This is a genomic window from Ferrimonas sp. (assembly GCF_048263965.1).
Lineage (GTDB): Bacteria > Pseudomonadota > Gammaproteobacteria > Enterobacterales > Shewanellaceae > Ferrimonas.
Map to the genome: position 1 here is coordinate 68843 of NZ_JBLXDO010000016.1, position 21141 is coordinate 89983.

The following is a 21141-nucleotide window of genomic DNA, read 5'->3' on the forward strand; positions in this document are numbered from 1 at the left end:
AAGATGATCAGTCACGAGAACCTGTGGCAGTTCGGCGACAAAATCTGGCAACAGGAACAAGCCCGCCAGATCTGTTTGCTGATGCAGGATCAGTACCGCATCGACCCCAACCTGCTGCTATTGGCCATCCTGATGGAGCATGAGCATATGTTCCTGGATGGCGCGCGCTTTACCACGCTGCGCAAGGCCAAGGACGAGTGGGAAGATCGCATGGTTGGCCCCTATCGCCAGCTGCGTAAGCTGGCCAAAACCAGCCTGCCGGAAGACAGCTATCGCCAGATGCTGGAGGTGGAACTGGTGATGGAGAAGCGCAGCCAGCGACTGATGGTCAAAGCCCTGCAACACCTCAAGGTGGAGCAGGAGGGAGACAACCTCACCGCTTGCCTGCAGGCCCACGATCTCAATCCCGGGGACCTGCCCTCTGAGCTTCTGGGTCAATTGTCGGAACTGTTCGACCTGGCCAGCCAGATGATCAACCAGCCCCAGTTGCGGGCGGTGCAGTAACCCAGGACCACAGAGTCACAAAGGGCCCCTTGGGGCCCTTTCTCTTTCCCTTTCCCCAAAGGGAGAAGTTCCGCTACTCTAAATCCTCATACCCACGGACATTGATGACACGGATGACGACCCGCTTTGCCCCCAGCCGTTGGTGGCGCAACCCCCACCTGCAGACCATCTGGCCATTGATGGTCAAACCCGCCGCCCTGCCCCTGCTTCGGGAGACGTTTTCTCTCAGCGATGGCGATCACCTGCAACTGGACTGGCTGAATCCGGAAGGGGACGGGCCCCTCTACCTGCTGCTCCACGGCCTGGAGGGCGGCTCCGACTCCCACTATGTCAGGCGGATGCTGCATCGCTTGAATCAGCAGGGGGCGACCGCGGTGGTGATGCATCAGCGCAGTTGCGGCGGCGAGATGAATGCCCTGCCCCGGACCTACCACAGCGGCGAAACCGCCGACCTGGGGCAAATGCTCACCCAGCTGACCCAACGCTTTCCCGACCGGCCCATATTGGCCATCGGCTACTCTCTGGGGGGCAACGTGCTGTGCAAATACCTGGGTGAGCAGGGTGACAACAGCCTGATTCACCGCGGCGTGGCGGTCTCACCTCCCCTGGACCTCTTCGCCTGTGCCCGGCGTATGGAGCAGGGCTTCTCCCGGGTCTATCAGCGCCATCTGCTGACCCGACTGAGAGACAAGATCCATCAGAAGCTGGCCGGTCCCCACGCCGGGGCCATGCCCGTGGGGCCAGGGGAATGTAAAAAGCTCAACACCTTTTACCAGTTTGACCACAGGGTCACCGCGCCTCTGCACGGCTTCGATGGTGCCGATGACTACTACCGGCGTGCCAGCGGCAAACAATTTCTCAAGGGGGTGCGCCGCCCCCTGCTGGTGCTGCACGCCGCCGATGACCCCTTCATGACCCAGGCGGTGATCCCTGCCCCCCATGAACTGGCTCACAGCGTCACCCTGGAGCTCTGTCCCTACGGCGGCCACGTGGGCTTTATCAGTGGCGGTCCCCTGTGGCGACCGGCCTTCTACCTGGAACCCCGGGCGATCAACTTCCTGAACGAATCCTTATAAATCCGGCACTTTGCCCAAGCGCCTCCTACACTAAAACTCAGAGAGTGTGTGGGAGGTGGAGATGAAAGTTGTCTGGTTCCTCGTGGGGTTGATGCTGGCGGCGGCCCCGGCTTATGGCCGTTACTGGGCCGACGGCCCGATGATGGTGCGCTCCCAAGCGCCCCTGAAATCCCTGGTTCTGAGCCCCATCTTCCGCCCCGCCCGCTACACCCAGGGCGACCTCATCGCCGACGCCGCCATCTACGCCGCCAGCATCTGGGCCGTCGACGAAGAGTATGTGATGGACTACTACACCATCCAGTATCGTTTCAGCCTGCAGTGGAGTCCGTCGGATCGCTGGCAACTGGGCGCCTCCATCGCCAGCCACACCACAGACGACGCCCACCTGGACCAACTGAGCCTCTCCTTCCACAAGCTGTTTGGCATCGACCAGAATGGCCGCGCCGAAGTCCCCAAACATCGCAGCTACCTGGAGATCCCCAAGGCGGATCTACTTATCGAGGACTTCAGCGGCCATGCCATCGGCCGCCAGTTGGAGCTCTCTGTGGGTTACTCCCTCTACCGCCACCAGCGTCATGACCTCAGCACCACACTAGTGCTGGCCTATGAGGATGACACCAATCCTCGTAGCGGCGGTGGTTGGGACGGCAGTGTCCAGCTGGATTACCAGTACGCCTGGCGCAGTAATACCGCCTACCTGATGGGCGCCATGGCCTGGACCGACGGTGACGCCCTGTTCGGCTTCGAACTGGAGACCTCGAGCTGGCACTGGGGCTTGGGCTACCGCCGCCAGTTCGCCGACCGCCATCAGGTACTACTGGAGTACAACGCCGCCGAAGGCATACTGCCGGACCTGGGCCAGTTCGCCAAACCGGTCCACGAGATCAACCTGGGCTACCGTTACCAGGTTCGCAATCTGGCCCTGGAAGGGGTTATCATGCAAAACTTCAAATACCCGGACAACAGCGCCGATGTGGCTCTGGTGGCCAAGATCCGATATAAGTTCTGACCATGCTGATCCCCTATGACAAATTGAAACAGAGCCTCTCGGGTGAGGCCCTGACCAACCTGATGCGTGAGTTCCTGCTGCAGCAGATCACCGATCAGGGATTCGACCAGACCGACAGCCAGGCCCTGTCCCAGGCGCTGCCCCAGGTAGAGGCAGCCCTGAAGCGGGGCGAACTGGTGGTGGAGTTCAGCGAAGAGGAGGAATCGGTGGCGATCCGTCCGGCGGACCAGGTGACCGCCAGCGCCTTCGATTGACCCGGCTCTTGACCCGGCGGGGGCAACACTTTTATAACAAAAGACCAATTACAGGGAAGGGCCAAAGGATATGTCAGCCAAGCACCCCATCATCGCGGTTACCGGCAGCAGTGGCGCCGGCACCACCACCACCACCAAAGCCTTTAAACACATCTTTCGCCAGCTGGGCGTGACGGCGGCGCTGGTGGAGGGGGACAGCTTCCACCGCTACACCAGGGCGGAGATGGAACTGGCGATCCGTAAAGCCAGGGAAGACAACAAGAGCATCAGCTACTTCGGCCCCGAGGCCAACGACTTCCCTGCCCTGGGAAACCTGTTCGAGACCTATGGCCAGTCCGGACAGGGCCAGGTAAGGCAATACCTGCACACCTTCGATGAGGCGGTGCCCTTCAACCAGATGCCCGGCACCTTCACCCCCTATCAGCCTCTGGAAGCGGACACCGATCTGCTCTACTACGAAGGGCTGCACGGCGGGGTGGTGACCGATGAGGTGAACGTGGCCAAGAAGGTGGACCTGCTGATCGGCATGGTGCCCATCGTCAACCTGGAGTGGATTCAGAAGATCATCCGTGACACTGGCGACCGGGGCCACAGCAGGGAAAAGGTGATGGGCAGCATCGTCCGCTCCATGGACGACTATGTGAATCACATGACCCCGCAGTTCTCCCGCACCCACATCAACTTCCAGAGGGTTCCCACGGTGGATACCTCCAACCCCTTCAGTGCCAAGGATATTCCCAGCGACGACGAAAGTTTCGTGGTGATCCGCTTCCGGGGTGTAAAAGACGTGGATTTCTCCTACTATCTGCAGATGATTCAAGGTAGTTTTATGTCCAGAATCAACACTCTGGTGGTGCCGGGCGGCAAAATGGGCCTGGCCATGGAGCTGATTCTGACGCCGGTGATCAAAAAATTGATACAGCAGCGTAAACAAACCCTGATCAAGGAACAATTCGAACAGGGGAATAATGGAGAGCTGAGCTAACCTGAAATAACACAGGATCCAGTCAACAGTAATTTTGTTTGACCAAATTGGGTCTTTTCGGGCAGATCATCTTCTTAATCCGAGCTTTTTTTTCAGCGGATATAAAAAACTTGGATCAAGGTCATAGTGCTTTGGGCTAGACCTATTTAACATTTGAACCTAGAATTCTGAGTTGTTTATCTTTTCCTTACCAAACTGAGGGACAGCACTTATGGCGCTAATCGGCAAGCCAAAACCGGATCCAACTCTAGAGTGGTTCCTCTCCCATTGCCACATCCACAAGTATCCTGCCAAGAGCACTCTGATCCACGCCGGTGAAGAGTCCGATACCCTGTACTACATCGTTAAGGGTTCCGTCGCGGTACTGATCAAGGATGAAGAGGGCAAGGAGATGATCCTGTCCTACCTGAATCAGGGTGACTTCATTGGAGAGCTGGGCCTGTTCGAAGAGCAGCCTGAGCGGACCGCATGGGTTCGTGCCAAGTCTCCTTGTGAAATCGCCGAGATCTCCTACAAGAAATTCCGCCAGTTGATCCAGGTAAACCCTGACATTCTGATGAAGCTGTCCGCTCAGATGGCCAACCGCCTGCAAAACACCTCTCAGAAGGTGGGCGACCTGGCCTTCCTGGATGTGGCTGGCCGCATCGCCCAGACTCTGCTGAGCCTGGCCCGTCAGCCCGATGCCATGACTCACCCAGATGGCATGCAGATCAAGATCACCCGTCAGGAGATCGGTCAGATTGTTGGCTGTTCCCGTGAGACTGTGGGCCGCATCCTGAAGATGCTGGAAGAGCAAAACCTGATCCAGGCGCACGGTAAGACCATCGTGGTCTACGGCACCCGTTAAGGACATAGCTCAGAATCGAAAAACCCCGCCAATGCGGGGTTTTTTAATGGCTGAGAGTTGAGAAATAAAAAAGGGCGCCTGGGCGCCCTTTTCTCGTACCCAGCCTCGCCAGCTAGCGAACGTTGGTGGACTCGAAGATCTTGTCCGCCGAAGCCGCCACAAAGCCGGTGTAGAGCTCGCCGTCGGCCATGGGGTAGCGCAGGGCAAACTCATAGAAGCAGGCGGGGATGGTCATCTCGCCGTCGGCGAAGCTCACCGCCACCTTGTCTGCCAGGGTGGAGGATTGCTCCAGCAGCACTTCCGGACTGCCCTTGATCTCACCGCCGGAGCTGTTGAGATCGAAGCCGGACGCCTTCAGTGCCTGGTTGACGCTCTCCAGGGTGCCAAACTCGCTCAAGTGGTTCACGCTGACGGTAAAGTGGTTGGCGCGGAAACCGAAGGCCGCCAGCCAGGCGGCGTACTCGCTCTCCTCCAGCAGGGTGCGGTACTGCTCCTGGGTGGCCTTCCAGGGGGCGCCGCCATAGGCATGAGCCACATCCTGGGTCAGCCCCTGGGGCATCTGCGCCACCAGAGACGCCACGATCTCCTGCAGCTGGGCACTGCACTCCTCCAGCTTCAGCTCAGAGATAAAAACCTTGGGCTGAGTGCTGTCAGGGTGTTCGTAGTGCCGGGCATACAGTTTCTTGGCGTCGAAGTGATACTCCCCTTTCTGCTCGTATCCCAGGGCCAGGAAGTGCTGGGCCAGGTTGTCGATCCCCAGGCCCGGGGCACGGAAGGTACGAAACGCCACATGGTCGTTGATGATCGCCTCACCACCACTGAGCAGTTGATGCACCTTCTCGGCACTGGGGCACTGCTTCAGGTAGTCCTGCCACAGCTGGCCAAACAGGTTTTGAATATCCATTTCCATCTTGCTCCTTTTAGATCTCCAGGCCCGGGGCCAGGGTGGCGGGCATGGCTACCTGATCCGCTTCCACGGAAGCGACCGGGTAGGCGCAGTAATCCGCCGCGTAGTAGGCACTGGCCCTGTGGTTACCGCTGGCGCCGATGCCACCGAAGGGGGCGGAGCCGGCAGCGCCGGTGATCTGCTTGTTCCAGTTGACGATGCCGGCGCGGCTGCGCGCCAGGAAGTACTCCCACTCGTCCCTGCTGTCGGACAGCAGGCCGGCGGAGAGGCCGTAACGGGTGCGGTTGGCCAGCTCAATAGCCTGATCAAACTCGTCGTAGCGAATCACCTGCAACAGGGGACCGAAGTACTCCTCGTCAGGCAGCTCGCCGATAGCGGTGACATCGATGATGCCTGGGCTCACCAGGCCGGTGTCCGCTTGCAGCGGACGCAGTTCCACCAGGGGCTCGCCCCCAAGCTCACGCAGCTTGACCTGAGCGTCCACCATCGCCTGGGCGGCACCGGCGGAGATCATCGACCCCATGAAGGGCTGAGGATCGGCGTCGAACTTGCCGACACGGATCTTATTGGTGGCCTCAATCAGGCGCGCCAGGATGGCGTCACCCTGCCCAGTGCGGGGCAGGTAGAGACGACGGGCACAGGTACAGCGCTGACCGGAGGAGATGAAGGCGGACTGGATGATGTCGTGCACCGCCGCCGCCTCATCCGCCACCTGACGAACGATCAACGGGTTGTTGCCGCCCATCTCCAGGGCCAGGATCTTGCCGGGCTCACCACCGAACTGCTGATGCAGCAGGTGACCGGTGCGGGAGCTGCCGGTGAAGAACAGGCCATCGATCTCCTGGTGGGAAGCCAGGGCCTTGCCGGTCTCCAGCTCACCCTGAACCAGGTTGATGACACCGGCGGGCAGGCCCGCTTCCTGCCACAGCTTCAACATCAGCTCCGCCACCTTGGGGGTCTGCTCCGACGGCTTGAGGACCACGGTGTTACCGGCAATCAGCGCCGGCACAATGTGGCCATTGGGCAGGTGGCCGGGGAAGTTGTAGGGGCCAAACACCGCCACCACACCATGGGGCTTGTGTCTCAGCACCGCACGGCCGGCGGGGGCCTGGCTCTCCTTGGAGCCGGTACGCTCGCCGTAGGCGGTGATGGACAAGCCCACCTTGCCAATCATGGCGGCGGCCTCGGTGCGGGTCTCCCACAGGGGCTTGCCGGTCTCCTCGGCGATGGTCAGGGCCATCTGCTCCTTATTGGCTTCCAGCTGTGCCTTGTAGGCGTTGATGATCTCCAGGCGTCCTTCCAGACCCAGGCTGAACCAGGGGAACTGGGCAGCGCGGGCCGCCTTCAGGGCCGCATCCACCTGCTCCGGAGTGGCGCTCTGGCCCTGCCAGATCACCTCGTTGGTGGCCGGGTTCACCGAGTGCATCTCGTGCCCCAGTCCCTGGGCCCACTGGCCGTTAATCAAATGGCTCATCACTGATTCCTTATCGATTCATGCCCAGGACCCACACGGTGGCCCCGGAGTTCCGGGCCAGTGCGTCGGCATCAGCCTGGCTCAGGAAGATCTCTCCGGCCTCCCTGTCTACCTTGGCACTGGCTCTGATGATGGTCAGATCCTTGAGGTTGGCGTTGGTGACGATCACCTTGTCGTCACCGTCGTGATCACCCACCTTGAGGGTCAGGCTGGCGGATTCGCGAACCGCCTTGATTTCGCTGCGCTGACACTCCACCGTCGGGCCGGCATCGAAGATGTCCACGTAACCCTGACAGCGGAAGCCCTGGCTCTGCAACAACCTCAGGGCAGGCTTGGTGTTCTCATGCACCTCGCCCACCACCGCTTGCGCCTCGGGGCTCAGCAGATTGACGTAGATGGGGTGACGGGGCATCAGTTCGGCCACAAACACCTTGTCACCGATGCCGGTCAGGTAATCTGCGGTGGGGAAGTCGATGCCGAAGAAGTGATCCTCCAGCCACTGCCAGAAGGGGGAGGCCCCACTGGCGTCACTGACCCCGCGCATCTCGGCGATCACCTTGTCACCGAAACGCTCAGGGAAGGCCGCCAGCAGCAGGAAGCGGCACATGGACAGGAAGCGGCCGTTGTCCCCCTTACGCCATTCAGGCTTAAGATAGAGGGTGCACAGCTCCGCTGCCCCGGTGTAGTCGTTACACAGGGTCAGGGTGTTCACTTCCCGGCGGATTTCCAGCTGAGGAGAGACATGCACATCCTTGCCCAGGCGGTAGTGGTAGAAGGCATCTTCGATGCCCACCGCCGCCTCGATGGCACAGGTGCCCACCACCTCACCGGTTTCCGTCTCCTCCAGCACCATCAGGTAGAGCTCGTCCCCCGGTTGCTCCACCGCTTTGGCGAAGCTGCGGACAGAGCGCTGGATCTTACTCTTCAGCAGTTTTTCATCGATTGGCAGCGAGGTGAATCCGTGACCGGAATCCTCGGCAATCTGAAGCAGAGCGGGATAATCCCGCTCGGCGATCGGTCGTACTCTAAGCATGGCCGGTCTCCTCTCCTACTCGCCCTGGCGGGGAGGGAGTTAGCCCTGTTTTACCTTGGCAACCGCTTCCTCGAAGCGGGCCAGACCCAGTTCAATCTCTTCGTCGGTGATCACCAGAGATGGGGTGAAACGCACCACGTTGGCACCGGCCACCAGGCACATCAGGCCGGCTTCGGCAGAGGCCACCAGGAAGTCACGGGCACGGCCCTGGAACTCGTCATTGAGCACGGCGCCGATCAGCAGGCCTTGACCACGCACTTCGGAGAACACCTGGTACTTGTCGTTGATGGCGTTAAGGCCATCGACGAACTTGCGGTGCTTGATGGTCACCCCTTCCAGCACATCCGGGGTGTTCACCACGCCCAGCACCGCGTTGGCCACGGCACAGGCCAGAGGGTTACCACCATAGGTGGAGCCGTGGGTGCCCACCTTCAGGCTGGAAGCAATCTCGGCCTTGGTCAGCATGGCCGCCACGGGGAAACCGCCGCCCAGGGCTTTGGCGGTGGTCAGGATATCTGGGGCCACACCATAGTGCTGGTAGGCGTACAGGGCGCCGGTACGGCCGACACCGGTCTGAACCTCATCGAAGATCAGCAGGGCGTTGTGCTTGTCACACAGGGCGCGCACTCCGTCCATGAACTCCTGGGTGGCGGGGATGATGCCGCCTTCACCCTGGATGGGCTCCATCATCACGGCGCAAGTTTTGTCGGAGATCACCGCTTCCAGGGCGGCCAGATCATTGAACTCGATGTGGTCAACGCCTTCAGGCTTGGGGCCGAAGCCGTCGGAGTAGGCAGGCTGGCCACCCACAGTCACGGTGAAGAAGGTGCGGCCGTGAAACGCCTTGGTGAAGGCGATGATCTGATTCTTCTCTTCGCCGCCGTTCTCCAGGGCCCAGCGACGGGCCAGCTTCAGGGCCGCTTCGTTGGCTTCGGCACCGGAGTTGGCGAAATAGACCCGATCGGCGAAGGTGCTGTCGGTCAGGGTTTTGGCCAGCTGCAGAGCGGGCTCGTTGGTCATCACGTTGGAGAGGTGCCACAGCTTCTCTCCCTGCTCCTTCAGGGCGCCGACCAGGGCGGGGTGGCAATGGCCGAGGCAGTTCACGGCGATGCCGCCGGCGAAGTCGATAAACTCACGACCCTCCTGGTCCCATACCCGGGCGCCTTCGCCACGGACAGGGATAACACTGGAAGGGTTGTAGTTGGGGACCATTACCTGGTCAAACAGGGCGCGGTTAAGCTGTGATTGCATTGTCATGTTCTCCTTGGCCTTACTCTTTGTGCCCCCTGAGTGTGAGACACAAATGTGACCTAATTATCATTCTGATAACAACCAACCATATAAAATTGTCGCTTTGCAGTCAAAATGGCGGAGTGTAGGACAAAGGCGCAAAAAAAGGGTAATTATTCACCATTAAAGAGACTGATACATCCATATATAATGGCCGAACAATAATTAACCCATTGTAATTTAATGGTATCCTAGCGTTTTACTAAGTAATTGCACATTCTGAAGATTTTTACTGACCAAACCCCTCTTTACGTTATCTATGCAGCATAATCGCCGCCTCATTCACCGAAAAAAACCTGTTAACGCCGATTCTGGACCCTAACCCTGGCTTCCGGGATCTGGTAATAGCCACTGATCACCTCCAATCCATCCACCTCTTTCATGACTCTGCCGGACAGAGTCAGGTAGACCACCTCGCCAAAGGCACGGCTCATGGCGCGGGCGGCAGGCTCGGCTCGCAACCAGGGTTGTTCCAGAGAGGCCATCAGCTCAAGCAGGCGTCCCTGATAGCCGACGCCCTCGAGAAAACGGCGACCTATGGCCAGGTGCTGTTGCAGGTGTTCCGCCACAGGCTCGCAGGGCAGGCGCAGGGAACGCAGCGCCTCATATAGCTCGCCACCGGGCTCCAGCCTGGCCTGGTTCATCCACTCTCCCCTCATGCGCTGATAGAGACGGGTGGCTTTGCGGTGAATCAGTATGGGCCCCAGGGCAAACAGACAGGCGTAGATGCGGGCATGGTCGGGGTTCTCCCCCTCCTCTCTGAGCCAATACTCCGCCTTGGATTTCAACAACCGGCACCAGCGCCACAGCTTACGCTGGTGCAACCCCAGGCTCTGGTCCGGTGACCAGCTCCAGTGGTCAAACACCAGGCCGGGCACCAGTTGGGCCAGCTTTTCATAGCCCAGGTAGTTGATCGCCAGGTGCACGTCCTGCAGGCCACTGGCACGACGGTATTCGGAACGGTTGGAGTTGATGTGGCGAATCAGCGCCTGGCTGAGCCAGGGATCCGCTTCAATGAATCGGGTCAGTCGACGAACGTCACCGTCCGGATTGAGCAGCAGCTCCAGCATGTCCAGTTGAGCCACCTCGATGCCCAGCACCTTCTGCAGTCCCTCGGGCTGGGCCATCAAACGCCCCAACTCCGCTTCATAGGCGCGGCAGAAGAACTGCCTCAGCTTTTCCTGCTCCTCATTACGCTTCAGGTTCTTCTGGATCCGCTTAAACTCCGCCGCCCGCTCCACCGCCAGTTTATGGCGCCAGACGAAGGCGACCTCGTCCTCCATGGTGGTCATCGGGGCGTGGACAGGCTCAGAGAGACTCTGATACTGCCAGAACTGCTGTTCAAGCTGCTCCAGCATCTGAGGTTTGGGAAGTTGGGTATTCACTGTTATCTAACGGTTGGACCTTTTTGACTGTTATATCACAAGCACTTAGGAAATTTCCGCCCTGCGGAAGCAGTTTTTCCTCTGAGGAAATTTGCGCGCACCAATAGGGTGCGACCCGGCGAGGCACTTCCGCCGCCCTAACACAGATCCAGATCACAGAAAACCACGCCGCATGAGCGGGTTTCATTGACCACCACGAAATAAGTCATGTGTCAACGGGGTTGGGATGACGTAATCTGAAGCCAGTTCTCACTATCACAATAGGATGTACGAAGATGGTAACAGGAATTCAGATCACTCAATCCGCCGACAACGCCCTGGTAGGCAGCATCTGGCTGATTGACAAGGCCGCAGGTGAAGCTCGCTGTGTAGCCGCGAAAGAGAAGTATGAAGCCGACCAGGTTGTTGCCCTGGCTGACCTGGGTGAGTACGAGTCCCGTGAACTGCCTGTTGAGTCCGCCAACCCTGCCGGTCGTGAAGGTGGTCAGCACCTGAACGTCAACGTACTGCAGCGTGACGTTCTGCAGAAGCTGATGGACGCCCGTGAGCGTGTCGAAGCCGGTTCCGCCAACGACGACGACTACGCCCTGATCAGCGACAACGCTCAGCTGACCATCCGTGTATCCGGCTACGCCGTTCGCTTCAACTCTCTGACTCTGGAACAGCAGCGCGACGTTGTTGCCCGGACCTTCACCGAGAGCCTGTAAGGCCGCCCGCGCGCCCTTAGCCTGTCAACGCCGCTCCCTGAGCGGCGTTGTTGTTTCAACCCCCAATCCCCTCGACCCTGAAGCCCACCTAAGGAGCGGAGCAGACTCAGGCACTGAAGGCACAGCACGGCCAATCGCCAGCCACAAAGCCTGCTGGGCAATCCCGGCTCTCCTTGGAAGAATAATCTGATTAGCCCCCTCTTCCCGCAAAGATCTTTCCCCTGTACAGGACAACCCCTCTATCTAAGATGATCTCTTGGGCCCATGGGGGTAGAATGCCAGCGCTTCGACTAAGCCGACAGGGACCCTTCATGCTGCTGATGCTCGACAACTATGACTCCTTCACCTACAACCTGGTGCAATACTTCCAGCAGTTGGGTGAGCAGGTCGTGGTCCGTCGAAACGACGCCATCAGCCTGGCAGAGATCGAAGCCCTGAGCCCCGACTACCTAGTGATCTCCCCCGGCCCCTGCAGCCCTAACGAAGCCGGACTCTCCCTGTCACTGGTGGAGCACTTCTCCGGCCGACTGCCGATCCTCGGCGTCTGCCTGGGACACCAGACCATAGCCCAGAGCCTGGGCGCCAAAGTGGTAAGGGCCCATCGGGTAATGCACGGAAAAACCTCCAACATTCGCCACCGCAATCTGGGCGTGTTTCAGGGATTACCGGATCCCCTCAGGGTCACCCGCTACCACTCCCTGGTGGTGGACCCAGACACCCTACCCGACAGCCTGGAGGTCACCGCCTGGTGCCACAACCAGCTGGGGCAGCCGGAGGTCATGGGCCTGCGCCACAAAACCCTGCCCCTGGAGGGCGTACAGTTCCACCCCGAATCCGTGCTCACCGAGCAGGGGCTGGCACTGCTGAATAACTTCTTGAAACAAAACTGAACACCCCACGCCGCTCTCCGGGCTGATGCCGCGGAATCACTGTGATATAAATCACGGTCAAACAAACGCCAAGGATCCCTACAACAATGAAAAAATGGATGAGTCTGGGCATCTCCCTCAGCCTGCTCAGCGCCTGTGCGGCCACCACACCCGACACCCCCACCGCTGTCACGCAAACCCAGCCTCAAATCATCGCCCCGGTGCCGACGCTGAACGCGGCACAGCCTCTGACCCTGAAACAGATCATGGCGGACCCGGACTGGTTGGGGAACGCGCCTCAGCAGCCCTTGTGGTCCCTGGATGGCCAACGAATCTACTTCTGGCAGAAGGAGCTGGGATCCAAGCTGAGCCGCGCCTTCGAAGTCAATACCCAGGGAGACACTCAGCCCCTGGCCTTCGCCGACTGGGCCCTGGCCGAGGAGAAAACCCTGAATTCGGACGGCACCCTGGCCGCCTGGCTGTATGAGGGCAACCTGTTTGTGGCCCGCCCCGGCGACCAGCCCCGCCAGCTGACCCTGGACAGCAGTGCCATCGACCAGTTCAGCTTCACCTTGGACAACCAGTTGCTGGTGCGGCGAGGCAACAAGCTGTTTCGCATCGAGCCCCAGAGTGGTCGTACCCTGCTGCACGCAGAGCTGGTATTTGGCCAGAAGCCAGATGGCGCCAAGGTGGCCGACACCTATCTGGCCAAACAGCAGAAGCGGCTGATCCAGTATGTGGACAATCAGTACCGGGATGCCGCCGACCAGAATGCCCGTCAAGCGGAGCGTCGTCAGGCCGACGCCGGCCTGGCACCACACCCCTTCTACCTGAATGCCAGTGAGCGACTGGTGACCCTGAGCCCCTCCCCCGACGGTCGCCATATCCTGGCGGTGGTCACCGACAAGGAGGGCAGCTGGCGCAAAGATCACGACATCATGCCCAACTACCTGGACAAGAAGGGCTATGTGGCCGCCCAGCCTGCCCGGGCCCGGATCGCCGAAGCCGAAGTAAAGGCCCACAGGCTGGTGCTGCTGGACAGCCAAAACGGCAGCGTGACCAACATCAGCTGGGAAGGGCTGACCGGTTTCGATGAGGATGTCCTGGCCAGCGTCAAGGCGGAGAACGCCCAGAGGCGCGGCGACACCTACCAGACCCAGAAGGCGCTGCGGGTGATCACCCTGATGCAGGACTGGGGCTGGCAACAGAGCCCCATCCAGTGGTCTCCCCAGGGCGACAAGCTGGCGGTGATGCTGGAGTCCCAGGCAGACAATAAGGATCGCTGGCTGGCGACGGTGGATCTTGCCAAGGGCAGCCTCACCACAGAGCATCGCCTTCACGATGAGGCCTGGGTGAACTACACCCACAACGAATTTGGCTGGAGCCGGGATGGCCAAAGCCTCTACTACCTCTCCGAGGAAAGCGGCTACTCCCACCTCTACATCAAACCGCTCAAGGGTAAGGCCAGGGCACTGACCCAGGGCGAATTTGTGGTCAGTAACCTGACCCAGAGCCGCGACGGCAAGCGCTTCTTCTTCAAGGCCAACCGCCATCACCCCGGCCAGCACGAGGTGTTCAGCGTGGCCAGTGACGGCGGCGAACTGCGTCAGGAGACCGATCTCAAGGGTGGCCTGGAGTATCGCCTCAGCCCGGATGAAACCCGGCTGCTGCTGACCGCCTCCAGCCGTACCCGGCCGCCGGAGCTGTTCTTGCAGCCCCTGGGCGCTCAGCCCACCCAGCTGACCCACACCACCAGCCAGGCCTTCCTGGATTACCCCTGGCAGGCCCCTGAAGTGGTGGCGATTCCCTCCACCCATCAGGCCAAGCCGGTCTATGCCCGCATCTTCCGTCCCCTGAACGACAGCAAGAAGCACGATGGCAAATACCCGGCGGTGATCTTCAATCATGGCGCCGGTTACCTGCAGAACGCCCACTTCGGCTGGTCCGGATACTTTCGCGAATTCATGTTCCACAACCTGCTGGCCCAACAGGGCTACGTGGTGATGGACATCGACTACCGCGGCTCCAAGGGCTATGGCCGCGACTGGCGCACCGCCATCTACCGCAACATGGGCCACAGCGAAGTGGAAGACATGCTCGACGGCATCGACTGGATGTCCGCTTCTCTGGGGGTCGACCAGCAGCGGGTGGGCACCTACGGCGGTTCCTACGGCGGCTTCCTCACCTTTATGGCGCTGTTCACCGAGCCTGAACGCTTCCAGGCCGGGGCCGCCCTGCGGCCGGTGACCGACTGGGCCCACTACAACTACGGCTACACCTCCAACATCCTCAATACCCCGGATGTGGATCCCATCGCCTATGAGCGCAGCTCCCCCATCGAGTTTGCCCAAGGGTTACAGAAACCCCTGCTGATCATGAGTGGCGTGCTGGACGACAACGTCTTCTTCCAGGACAGTGTGCGCCTGGTGCAGAGGCTGATCGAACTGGAGAAGCCGATGTTTGAGACCGCCATCTACCCGGTGGAACCCCATGGCTTCCGCCAGCCCTCCAGCTGGCTGGATGAGTACCGTCGCATCTACCGCTTGTTCGAGGAGAACCTCAACCCAGGACAAGGGAACACTGATTAATATTTATTCATTTTTGTTGAATGTTTCATCAGCAGAGACTAGGTTGAGAGAGTCACTTGCGATGTGACTACCTTGAATGGTTGTGTTCGTCCTTTTCGCCCCGCCACGGAACTGGCGGGGCGTTTTATTTTCATCAGAGGTGGGAGAAGCGTCCCACCAGGCCATGGAGCTCAGCCATCTCTCCCTCGATCTGGCGGGCCGACTCCAACATCCGCTCCGCAGTCTGGGAGGTTTCCCGGGCCAGGCCACTGACGTTCTGCATGCTGGCGTCCATCTCCTCGGCCACCGCGCTCTGCTCCTCCGCCACCGTAGCCACCTGACGGTTCATGTCGCTTATCACCGATACCGAGCTGACGATCTGCGCCAGAGCGCCGTCCGCCTGCTCCGTCTTGGTCACGCTGCCCTGAGCCTGTTCCCGGCTCTGTCCCATCACCTCCACCGCACTGAGTGCCTGAGACTGCAGGCGCTCCACAATCTCGCGGATCTCCTCGGTGGAGTTCTGGGTCTTCTGAGCCAGGGTGCGCACTTCGTCGGCTACCACCGCAAAGCCCCGTCCCTGTTCTCCGGCCCTGGCCGCTTCGATGGCCGCATTCAGCGCCAGCAGGTTGGTCTGTTCGGCAATGCCGGTGATCACCTCCAGCACCCGGCCGACCTGACGACTCTCCTCCTCCAGTTTGGTCAGTTCACCGGAGGCGCTCTCCACCTGCTCCGCCATCAGGTTGATGGCGCCGGCGGTGTCGGACACCACCACAGAACCGGATCTGGCCTCTTTGTCCGCGTGGGCTGCGGCATCGGACGCCTTGGAGATGTTTTCGGTCACGTGATGAACGGTGCGGTTCATCTCGTTCATGGACTGGGAGATGCGGGCCACCTCGTCAGACTGGCGAGTCATGCCGTCACAGGCTTCCCGCGCCGCATCCCGTACCGTCAGGGCACTGTGCTCCACCTTGCCGGTCACCCCCTGGATTCGGGTCAATAGCTCACTCACCTGACTCAGCATGGAGTTGTAGGCCTGATGCACCCTTTCCAGTTCGTTATCCCGGCCAATGGCCGAAGCGGCAATGGGGTGATTAAACTCCCCTCTGCCCACCCGCTGCAGGGAGTCCGCCAGCTGGGCCAGGGGGCGAATCAGGGTGCGGCTGCCATAGAGCTGGCCGAGCAGCACCATCAACAGGATCCCCAGAGAGGTCCCCAGGGCGACCCGCTGCTGCATCGCCACCGTCGAGTTGGCACTTTGTGCCATCATCCCCACCGCCTGGTGCATATTCTTGAGCACCTCGACGGAGAGGGCTTGAATCTCCGGCAGGGCGGCAGGTTCGGGCATCTGCAGATAGGCCTCCACCCGCTCCCGATAGGTGCGCCAGAGTCCGCCCACCTTCAGCAACTGCTCCCGGATATGGGGCTCGCTCACCGGTGCCAGCTTGCGACTGGGGTCGCCCGCCAGCAGCAGTTGATGGGCCTTCTCGAAGCGGGTTACCGTCTTCTCCAGGGCCGCGGGAGCCAGTCCCCCCTGGACCACCAGCAAGGCTTCCTTGGCATAGCGCTGACTCAGCATCCGCTGGGCCCCGGCGATGTTGATCCGCTCGGCACTGTTGCCCGAGGTGGCGTACAGCATGACGGCGTTGACCGCCGCGAGAAGAAACAGCACCAGGAAGATCACCAGGAACTGTCCCCTTACCGTTTTAATACCCACTAGACGCAGCATGGCATGGAGCCACTGGTTCAGCGTGTTGGCCATGGATTCCTCTCCATTTGTGGCGGCGCACCGCCCCTTTGTTTCATCAGAAAGACAACATTTAAAGTTATCGACTGATGTTCTGCCCCTGTTAACCGCTTTATCGGCCAATGTTGAAAAATGTGAAGCGCATTCGCCTGCGGAGTCAGGTTTTTACCACGCAAAAACCACCAGAAACATGATCGCACTCAAACTTTTCTAAAGGGTGAAAGCGGATTGAGCACAGTACTCAACCGACGAAGGCTGAGGAAAAAAGCTTAGATTGTAATCAGTTGGACCGCTGATACTGGCTATTTCTAGATCCATAAGCAGGTGGCCTTCCATCCCTGAGTCAAAGTGCTCCGTCCAAGGCCTCTTACCTCACCGTTAGCAGGCATCCAACGCCTCGCTTTCGCCGGCCAAGGCCACGGCTGTGCTTTTTCACACACCCGGCTGAAAGCCATTGGCCTGAGAATGATTGCCGTCTAGGGTATAGAAGGAGTGAATCAACGGGATAAATCTATGGGCAGGTACCGCCAGCAAGTCTTTGAAGCCGCACGCACCCTGGTCGCAGAAAAGGGGCTGCTGGAGTTTTCCATGCGCGACCTGGCCAAAGCCTCGCAGATCTCCGTAGGCACTCTCTACCGTGAGATCAGCAACAAGGATGACCTGGTACTGCTGATGGCGGCAGACAACGTGCGCCGCCATGGTGTGGGGCTGGACAGCGCCCTGGAGTTTGGCCTGAATCCCGCCGAGCAGATGATGTTCCTCATCGGCTTCGCCCCCTACTGCATCGACTTCGCCAATCTGGATGCCAGCCAGGATCCCAATGTGGGTACCGACTTCCTGGTGGGCAACTGCGACTTGGTGGCCCAGGCCACTGCCGAAGCCATTGAAGAGTTTCAGGCCAGCTTTCGACACTACCGCCAGCAGGTGGATGAACTGGTCAGCCGATTAAGCGATGGGAGCGCCTTCTCCGACAGCAAGGAGCGAGCCAAGGAGGTGGCCATGGATCTGTCGATCCTCTGTCGTGGCACCCGGGTGATGAGAATTATGCGAACCAACCTGAAGTTCCGTGCCAACCAGATTGAAACAGAAAAGCTCTGTCAGTTGGCCGAACTGATCCTCGGCCAGTTGCACTGGCGCCAGATGAGGCCGCTACTCGACCCCAAGAAGCTGGAACTGGCCTGGAGGACCGCCATGGATCAACAGGGGATGGTGCCACGATGATGGGCCAATCCTGACAGAGTTGCCTCCAGGTTCACCAGGGAAAAACTGTGATCCCCCCTTGGACGGGTGTTCCATTTGGGCCCTGCCCAACCGCCTCAACCGAGACCGCGCCCACACCGCCAGCAACTTCAGAGAAAGCCTCCTCTCGAACACACCCCAAAAGCTGAAGACAGATCACTCCAGGTAAGCTGTTTCGGCCCAGCCTGACCGATCCCGACCTCTTTAGCATCTTGCCCATCTGACTCTCCATATACTGTGATCAGATTTCATCACGAGGAGGAGTCGAATCATGTTGCCATCCGGTTGGATCTTCTATCAATCCGCGCGCCAAGAGCTGTGGCGGCACACCTCCTGGGATATGGCCCCCTGGGATCTCAGGTTTGATGCCCGGTTTGAGTGCAGCAACATCCATGTCTCCGACCCCAGGCTGCGACAAAGTGCCTGCGCCCTGTTGGCTTCCGAGAAAGGTGCCGCCTTTCACTTTGGCCTGGCCAGCGACCGGCAGATACAGGGACAACGGCTGTTCAGTGCCCAGGCTGATCAGGGCTACCTGATCCTGATGTTTGACCAGGCCTACTCCCCCAAAATCGATGAGGTAAGGCACTACGTCCAACAGACGGTGCAGCCCTTTGTGCTGCAACCGGGCGCCAGGGGAACACTGACCCCGCGCACCAAGACCATAGTCAAACTGACCGCTTTGGGCTTCACCACCACAGAGATCGCCAATGCCCTGTTTCTGTCAAACCGAGGGGTCGATTACCACCTCGACCTGGCGAAAAAAACCTTGGGCGCCAGCAACCGCTCTGCGCTGATCTTCTTGGCCATGCAGCAGGACTGGCTCGCCTGAGAATCCACTAACAAAAACTGAGTAATGATGATGAGAAAACTGATTGCCTTAGCGGTCCTGTCCGCTATGGGGCTGGCCGGCTGCGGCTCCGATTCGGACAGCACGCCCCCGCCACCCGCACCGGAACAGCCCACCCCGGCACCACAATACGCCAACCTGGATGTGCACGTGGAACCCAACCGCCAGTTCGACGGCATGGTGCGCATCTACCTGGGACGCTGGTACCCCTGCACCACCGAGCACCCTGAGATGTGCGATCCCGCCATGCCGGCAGACTATGAACTGCCCACCACCGGCAGCCAAACCGGCACCTATGGCAAGCCCAAGGACGAAAACGATCGCAACAAGAACAAGTACTACAACGCCCGCACCCGGGATGACAGCAAGTACTATATGGAGATCGCGGCCAGCGACATCAAAGCCTGGCGTGCCCAGTCCATTCGGGACGACATCTTCGTGCCTGGCCAGTACTCCATCCTGGATGTGATGCTCTATGTCTCCACCATCCGCACCGATCTTGAGGTCACCCTGGGTGAGTGGAACGATGAGCTCAACACCTACGACTACAGCGTCTCCTTCGACGCCAACGGCGACGGTGACTTCGATGACGTCGCCGACGGGGACTACAAGGACAGCGAAGACTGGTACGCCGCCTCCACCTACGACCAGGGGGACAACCTCAAGATCGCCAACCCCGTCCTCGATACCCTGTATGAACGCCTGGATGAGTACTGGGTGCAGCCGGAGATGAACATCCGCTTCCAGCCGGTCTCCCCAATGATGCGGGAGCGGGTCAAGCAGATGCAGAAGGCCGAGGCCGACCGCCTCAAGGCCAACGGTGGCAAGGTGATCCTGCCCAGCCTGGTGCTGGCTTACCTGGATGGCCGCAAAGGCCCGCAACTGCCGGCCAGCAACTTCGAAGTGAAAGCCTACAACCTGCGCCCTGATGTGTATCAGCCTGGGGTGATCACCATCGCCGATGCCATGATGACCGCCTATCACGAGTATGGGGTCGATATCCGCTTCGGCTTCTGGCCAACCCTGTCCACCGGTGCCACCATCGATGCCTACATCATCACCCAGGCCGATGGCGTCAGAAACGGCAGTGAAGGGTTCAGTGGCTGGGGTTGGGTTGCCGGCGAAGCCCAGTCCGCGCTGGATTTCTTCAATGGCCCGGCCTGGCCCAAGGCCCAGGAACTGGTCGAGGGTAGCGCCCCTTACGATAACCCCACCATCTGCCACTTCCTTCGCGATGAGCATGGCCTGCTGACCGAAGAGACCGCCCAGGAGTGCATCGACATGTGGTACTCCGCCTACGGCGGCATCAACCTGCACCGCACCGCCGATGTGTCGGTGATGGTGAACCCCAAGGAGTTTGTCCAGCTGTATTGGGTGGGTCCGGACTATGGCTCCAAGTATGAGATGACGGAGCACAACATCGCTGGCGACGGCAAGTTCCCCATCCACGATGTGGCGCAGGCGGTGGCCCCGCTGCAAAGCAGCCACTTCGGCTGGGGCATTGCCGACTGCGGCCTGTGCCATGGCAAGGAAAACACCCACCTGGACGGCGGCGACTCACCGGTGCTGGGGGAGATCACCGAGCCCTACTTCTGCGCCTCCTGCCACGGCGGCAACGGCGCTCCCCAGGGGCACGGCGCCATAGTGCGCTGTCACTTCTGTCACTCCAAGGACAAGCTGATGCTGAATCACGGCGAGGCCTCCAAGCAGTACCGCTTCGACGAGATCCCCTGTTTTGGCGTCACCCAGAAGGGCAACGAACTCAACGGCGAGATGGGCTCCTGTGCCGACGTGGTCAAGTCCAAAGACCCCTACACCAAAGATATGCTGGATGGTTACTCCCACAACGGCACTACCTATGGCGAACAGGATCCCAGCAAGCAACTGACCCGGGGCAACAGCGACTGGCACACCAGCGAGACCTTCCCGGATCCCTACTCCTGCATGACCTGCCACCCCAATAAGTAATTTGAATGGCTGATCGGTCGCAAAAGAAAAAGCCGCTGCTTCTGATGAAACAGCGGCTTTTCCATTTTGTAGGTCGGAGCCGGCCGATAAGCCGCGATTTTGATGTGAGCGGAGTGGACAATCATCCAACCTGCCACAGCGGTTGCCAGCGGGCACCGCACTCTGATCGCGCATAAGAAAAAAGCCGTTGCACCTTGCGGTACAACGGCTTCTCTATGCTGTAGGTCGGAGCCAGCCCATAAGCCGCGATTTTGACATAAGCGGAGTGGACCTACATCCGGTCTGCCACAACGGTTGCCTGCGGGCTCTTGAGCTTAAGACAAAGAAAAACCCGCATCACCTTTCGGCAATGCGGGTTATCTATGCTGTAGGTCGGAGCCAGCCCATAAGCCGCGATTTTGACATAAGCGGAGTGGACCTACATCCGGTCTGCCAC

General features: G+C 59.9%; 18 protein-coding genes. 12 read left to right on the top strand and 6 right to left on the bottom strand.

Going from position 1 to position 21141, the window contains the following annotated elements; all coding sequences use genetic code 11:
- The first annotated feature begins 3 nt into the window (after positions 1–3).
- The 6 genes from ACN0RV_RS14140 (at position 4) to crp (ending at position 4675) form a co-directional block, all read left to right on the top strand.
- Complete coding sequence (locus ACN0RV_RS14140; RefSeq protein WP_417348482.1) at positions 4–504, top strand: TIGR02444 family protein; 501 nt, start codon at positions 4–6, stop codon at positions 502–504.
- Between the two features lie 104 nt (positions 505–608).
- Positions 609–1580, top strand: a complete 972-nt coding sequence (locus ACN0RV_RS14145; RefSeq protein ID WP_417348484.1) for a hydrolase — start codon at positions 609–611, stop codon at positions 1578–1580.
- Positions 1581–1641: 61 nt separating this feature from the next.
- Positions 1642–2589 (top strand): DUF3187 family protein, encoded by a 948-nt coding sequence (locus tag ACN0RV_RS14150; protein WP_417348486.1) that lies wholly within the window; start codon positions 1642–1644, stop codon positions 2587–2589.
- A gap of 2 nt (positions 2590–2591) precedes the next feature.
- Entirely contained in the window at positions 2592–2843 is a 252-nt protein-coding gene (locus tag ACN0RV_RS14155; RefSeq protein WP_417348487.1) for a YheU family protein, read from the top strand.
- A 70-nt stretch (positions 2844–2913) separates the two neighbouring features.
- Positions 2914–3828: a phosphoribulokinase gene (locus ACN0RV_RS14160; RefSeq protein WP_417348488.1), complete on the top strand. Its 915-nt coding sequence runs from the start codon at positions 2914–2916 to the stop codon at positions 3826–3828.
- Between the two features lie 211 nt (positions 3829–4039).
- Entirely contained in the window at positions 4040–4675 is a 636-nt protein-coding gene (gene crp / locus ACN0RV_RS14165) for a cAMP-activated global transcriptional regulator CRP (RefSeq protein ID WP_028109677.1), read from the top strand.
- Between the two features lie 112 nt (positions 4676–4787).
- Here crp and ACN0RV_RS14170 read toward each other — a convergent pair whose 3' ends face one another.
- From ACN0RV_RS14170 to ACN0RV_RS14190, 5 genes are all read right to left on the bottom strand, one after another.
- Positions 4788–5585: a DUF1338 domain-containing protein gene (locus tag ACN0RV_RS14170; protein ID WP_417348490.1), complete on the bottom strand. Its 798-nt coding sequence runs from the start codon at positions 5583–5585 to the stop codon at positions 4788–4790.
- Between the two features lie 10 nt (positions 5586–5595).
- A complete protein-coding gene (astD, locus tag ACN0RV_RS14175) occupies positions 5596–7056 on the bottom strand; it encodes a succinylglutamate-semialdehyde dehydrogenase (RefSeq protein ID WP_417348492.1) in 1461 nt (486 codons plus the stop codon).
- Between the two features lie 10 nt (positions 7057–7066).
- The gene (gene astA / locus ACN0RV_RS14180) at positions 7067–8089 is read right to left on the bottom strand and encodes an arginine N-succinyltransferase (protein ID WP_417348494.1); all 1023 of its coding nucleotides are present in this window, start codon (positions 8087–8089) and stop codon (positions 7067–7069) included.
- Positions 8090–8128: 39 nt separating this feature from the next.
- Entirely contained in the window at positions 8129–9340 is a 1212-nt protein-coding gene (locus tag ACN0RV_RS14185) for an aspartate aminotransferase family protein (RefSeq protein ID WP_417348496.1), read from the bottom strand.
- A 338-nt stretch (positions 9341–9678) separates the two neighbouring features.
- Positions 9679–10764, bottom strand: coding sequence for an HDOD domain-containing protein (locus ACN0RV_RS14190; RefSeq protein WP_417348498.1), 1086 nt, complete (start codon positions 10762–10764; stop codon positions 9679–9681).
- A gap of 275 nt (positions 10765–11039) precedes the next feature.
- Here ACN0RV_RS14190 and ACN0RV_RS14195 point away from each other — a divergent pair, with 275 nt between their 5' ends.
- The 3 genes from ACN0RV_RS14195 to ACN0RV_RS14205 all read left to right on the top strand — a co-directional run bounded on the left by ACN0RV_RS14195 (position 11040) and on the right by ACN0RV_RS14205 (position 14928).
- Positions 11040–11471: an autonomous glycyl radical cofactor GrcA gene (locus ACN0RV_RS14195; protein ID WP_417348500.1), complete on the top strand. Its 432-nt coding sequence runs from the start codon at positions 11040–11042 to the stop codon at positions 11469–11471.
- A gap of 311 nt (positions 11472–11782) precedes the next feature.
- On the top strand, positions 11783–12361 hold the full coding sequence (locus tag ACN0RV_RS14200; protein ID WP_417348502.1) for an anthranilate synthase component II: 579 nt from the start codon (positions 11783–11785) through the stop codon (positions 12359–12361).
- A gap of 86 nt (positions 12362–12447) precedes the next feature.
- Entirely contained in the window at positions 12448–14928 is a 2481-nt protein-coding gene (locus tag ACN0RV_RS14205; RefSeq protein ID WP_417348504.1) for a prolyl oligopeptidase family serine peptidase, read from the top strand.
- 133 nt (positions 14929–15061) lie between these two features.
- Here ACN0RV_RS14205 and ACN0RV_RS14210 read toward each other — a convergent pair whose 3' ends face one another.
- Positions 15062–16666 carry a methyl-accepting chemotaxis protein gene (locus tag ACN0RV_RS14210; protein ID WP_417348506.1) on the bottom strand — a complete coding sequence of 535 codons (1605 nt, stop codon included), beginning with the start codon at positions 16664–16666 and terminating at the stop codon, positions 15062–15064.
- A 498-nt stretch (positions 16667–17164) separates the two neighbouring features.
- Between ACN0RV_RS14210 and ACN0RV_RS14215 the strand changes: the two genes are divergently transcribed.
- The 3 genes from ACN0RV_RS14215 (at position 17165) to ACN0RV_RS14225 (ending at position 20705) form a co-directional block, all read left to right on the top strand.
- Entirely contained in the window at positions 17165–17872 is a 708-nt protein-coding gene (locus ACN0RV_RS14215; RefSeq protein ID WP_417348508.1) for a TetR/AcrR family transcriptional regulator, read from the top strand.
- A 289-nt stretch (positions 17873–18161) separates the two neighbouring features.
- Positions 18162–18719 carry a LuxR C-terminal-related transcriptional regulator gene (locus ACN0RV_RS14220; protein ID WP_417348510.1) on the top strand — a complete coding sequence of 186 codons (558 nt, stop codon included), beginning with the start codon at positions 18162–18164 and terminating at the stop codon, positions 18717–18719.
- Positions 18720–18749: 30 nt separating this feature from the next.
- Complete coding sequence (locus tag ACN0RV_RS14225; RefSeq protein ID WP_417348511.1) at positions 18750–20705, top strand: hypothetical protein; 1956 nt, start codon at positions 18750–18752, stop codon at positions 20703–20705.
- Positions 20706–21141: the final 436 nt, after the last annotated feature.

Coding starts and splice junctions, on each gene's coding strand:
- ACN0RV_RS14140 (WP_417348482.1), top strand. CDS start 4: ATGATCAGTCACGAGAACCTGTGGCAGTTCGGCGACAAAATCTGGCAA.
- ACN0RV_RS14145 (WP_417348484.1), top strand. CDS start 609: ATGACACGGATGACGACCCGCTTTGCCCCCAGCCGTTGGTGGCGCAAC.
- ACN0RV_RS14150 (WP_417348486.1), top strand. CDS start 1,642: ATGAAAGTTGTCTGGTTCCTCGTGGGGTTGATGCTGGCGGCGGCCCCG.
- ACN0RV_RS14155 (WP_417348487.1), top strand. CDS start 2,592: ATGCTGATCCCCTATGACAAATTGAAACAGAGCCTCTCGGGTGAGGCC.
- ACN0RV_RS14160 (WP_417348488.1), top strand. CDS start 2,914: ATGTCAGCCAAGCACCCCATCATCGCGGTTACCGGCAGCAGTGGCGCC.
- crp (WP_028109677.1), top strand. CDS start 4,040: ATGGCGCTAATCGGCAAGCCAAAACCGGATCCAACTCTAGAGTGGTTC.
- ACN0RV_RS14170 (WP_417348490.1), bottom strand. CDS start 5,585: ATGGAAATGGATATTCAAAACCTGTTTGGCCAGCTGTGGCAGGACTAC.
- astD (WP_417348492.1), bottom strand. CDS start 7,056: ATGAGCCATTTGATTAACGGCCAGTGGGCCCAGGGACTGGGGCACGAG.
- astA (WP_417348494.1), bottom strand. CDS start 8,089: ATGCTTAGAGTACGACCGATCGCCGAGCGGGATTATCCCGCTCTGCTT.
- ACN0RV_RS14185 (WP_417348496.1), bottom strand. CDS start 9,340: ATGCAATCACAGCTTAACCGCGCCCTGTTTGACCAGGTAATGGTCCCC.
- ACN0RV_RS14195 (WP_417348500.1), top strand. CDS start 11,040: ATGGTAACAGGAATTCAGATCACTCAATCCGCCGACAACGCCCTGGTA.
- ACN0RV_RS14200 (WP_417348502.1), top strand. CDS start 11,783: ATGCTGCTGATGCTCGACAACTATGACTCCTTCACCTACAACCTGGTG.
- ACN0RV_RS14205 (WP_417348504.1), top strand. CDS start 12,448: ATGAAAAAATGGATGAGTCTGGGCATCTCCCTCAGCCTGCTCAGCGCC.
- ACN0RV_RS14210 (WP_417348506.1), bottom strand. CDS start 16,666: ATGGCCAACACGCTGAACCAGTGGCTCCATGCCATGCTGCGTCTAGTG.
- ACN0RV_RS14215 (WP_417348508.1), top strand. CDS start 17,165: ATGGGCAGGTACCGCCAGCAAGTCTTTGAAGCCGCACGCACCCTGGTC.
- ACN0RV_RS14220 (WP_417348510.1), top strand. CDS start 18,162: ATGTTGCCATCCGGTTGGATCTTCTATCAATCCGCGCGCCAAGAGCTG.
- ACN0RV_RS14225 (WP_417348511.1), top strand. CDS start 18,750: ATGAGAAAACTGATTGCCTTAGCGGTCCTGTCCGCTATGGGGCTGGCC.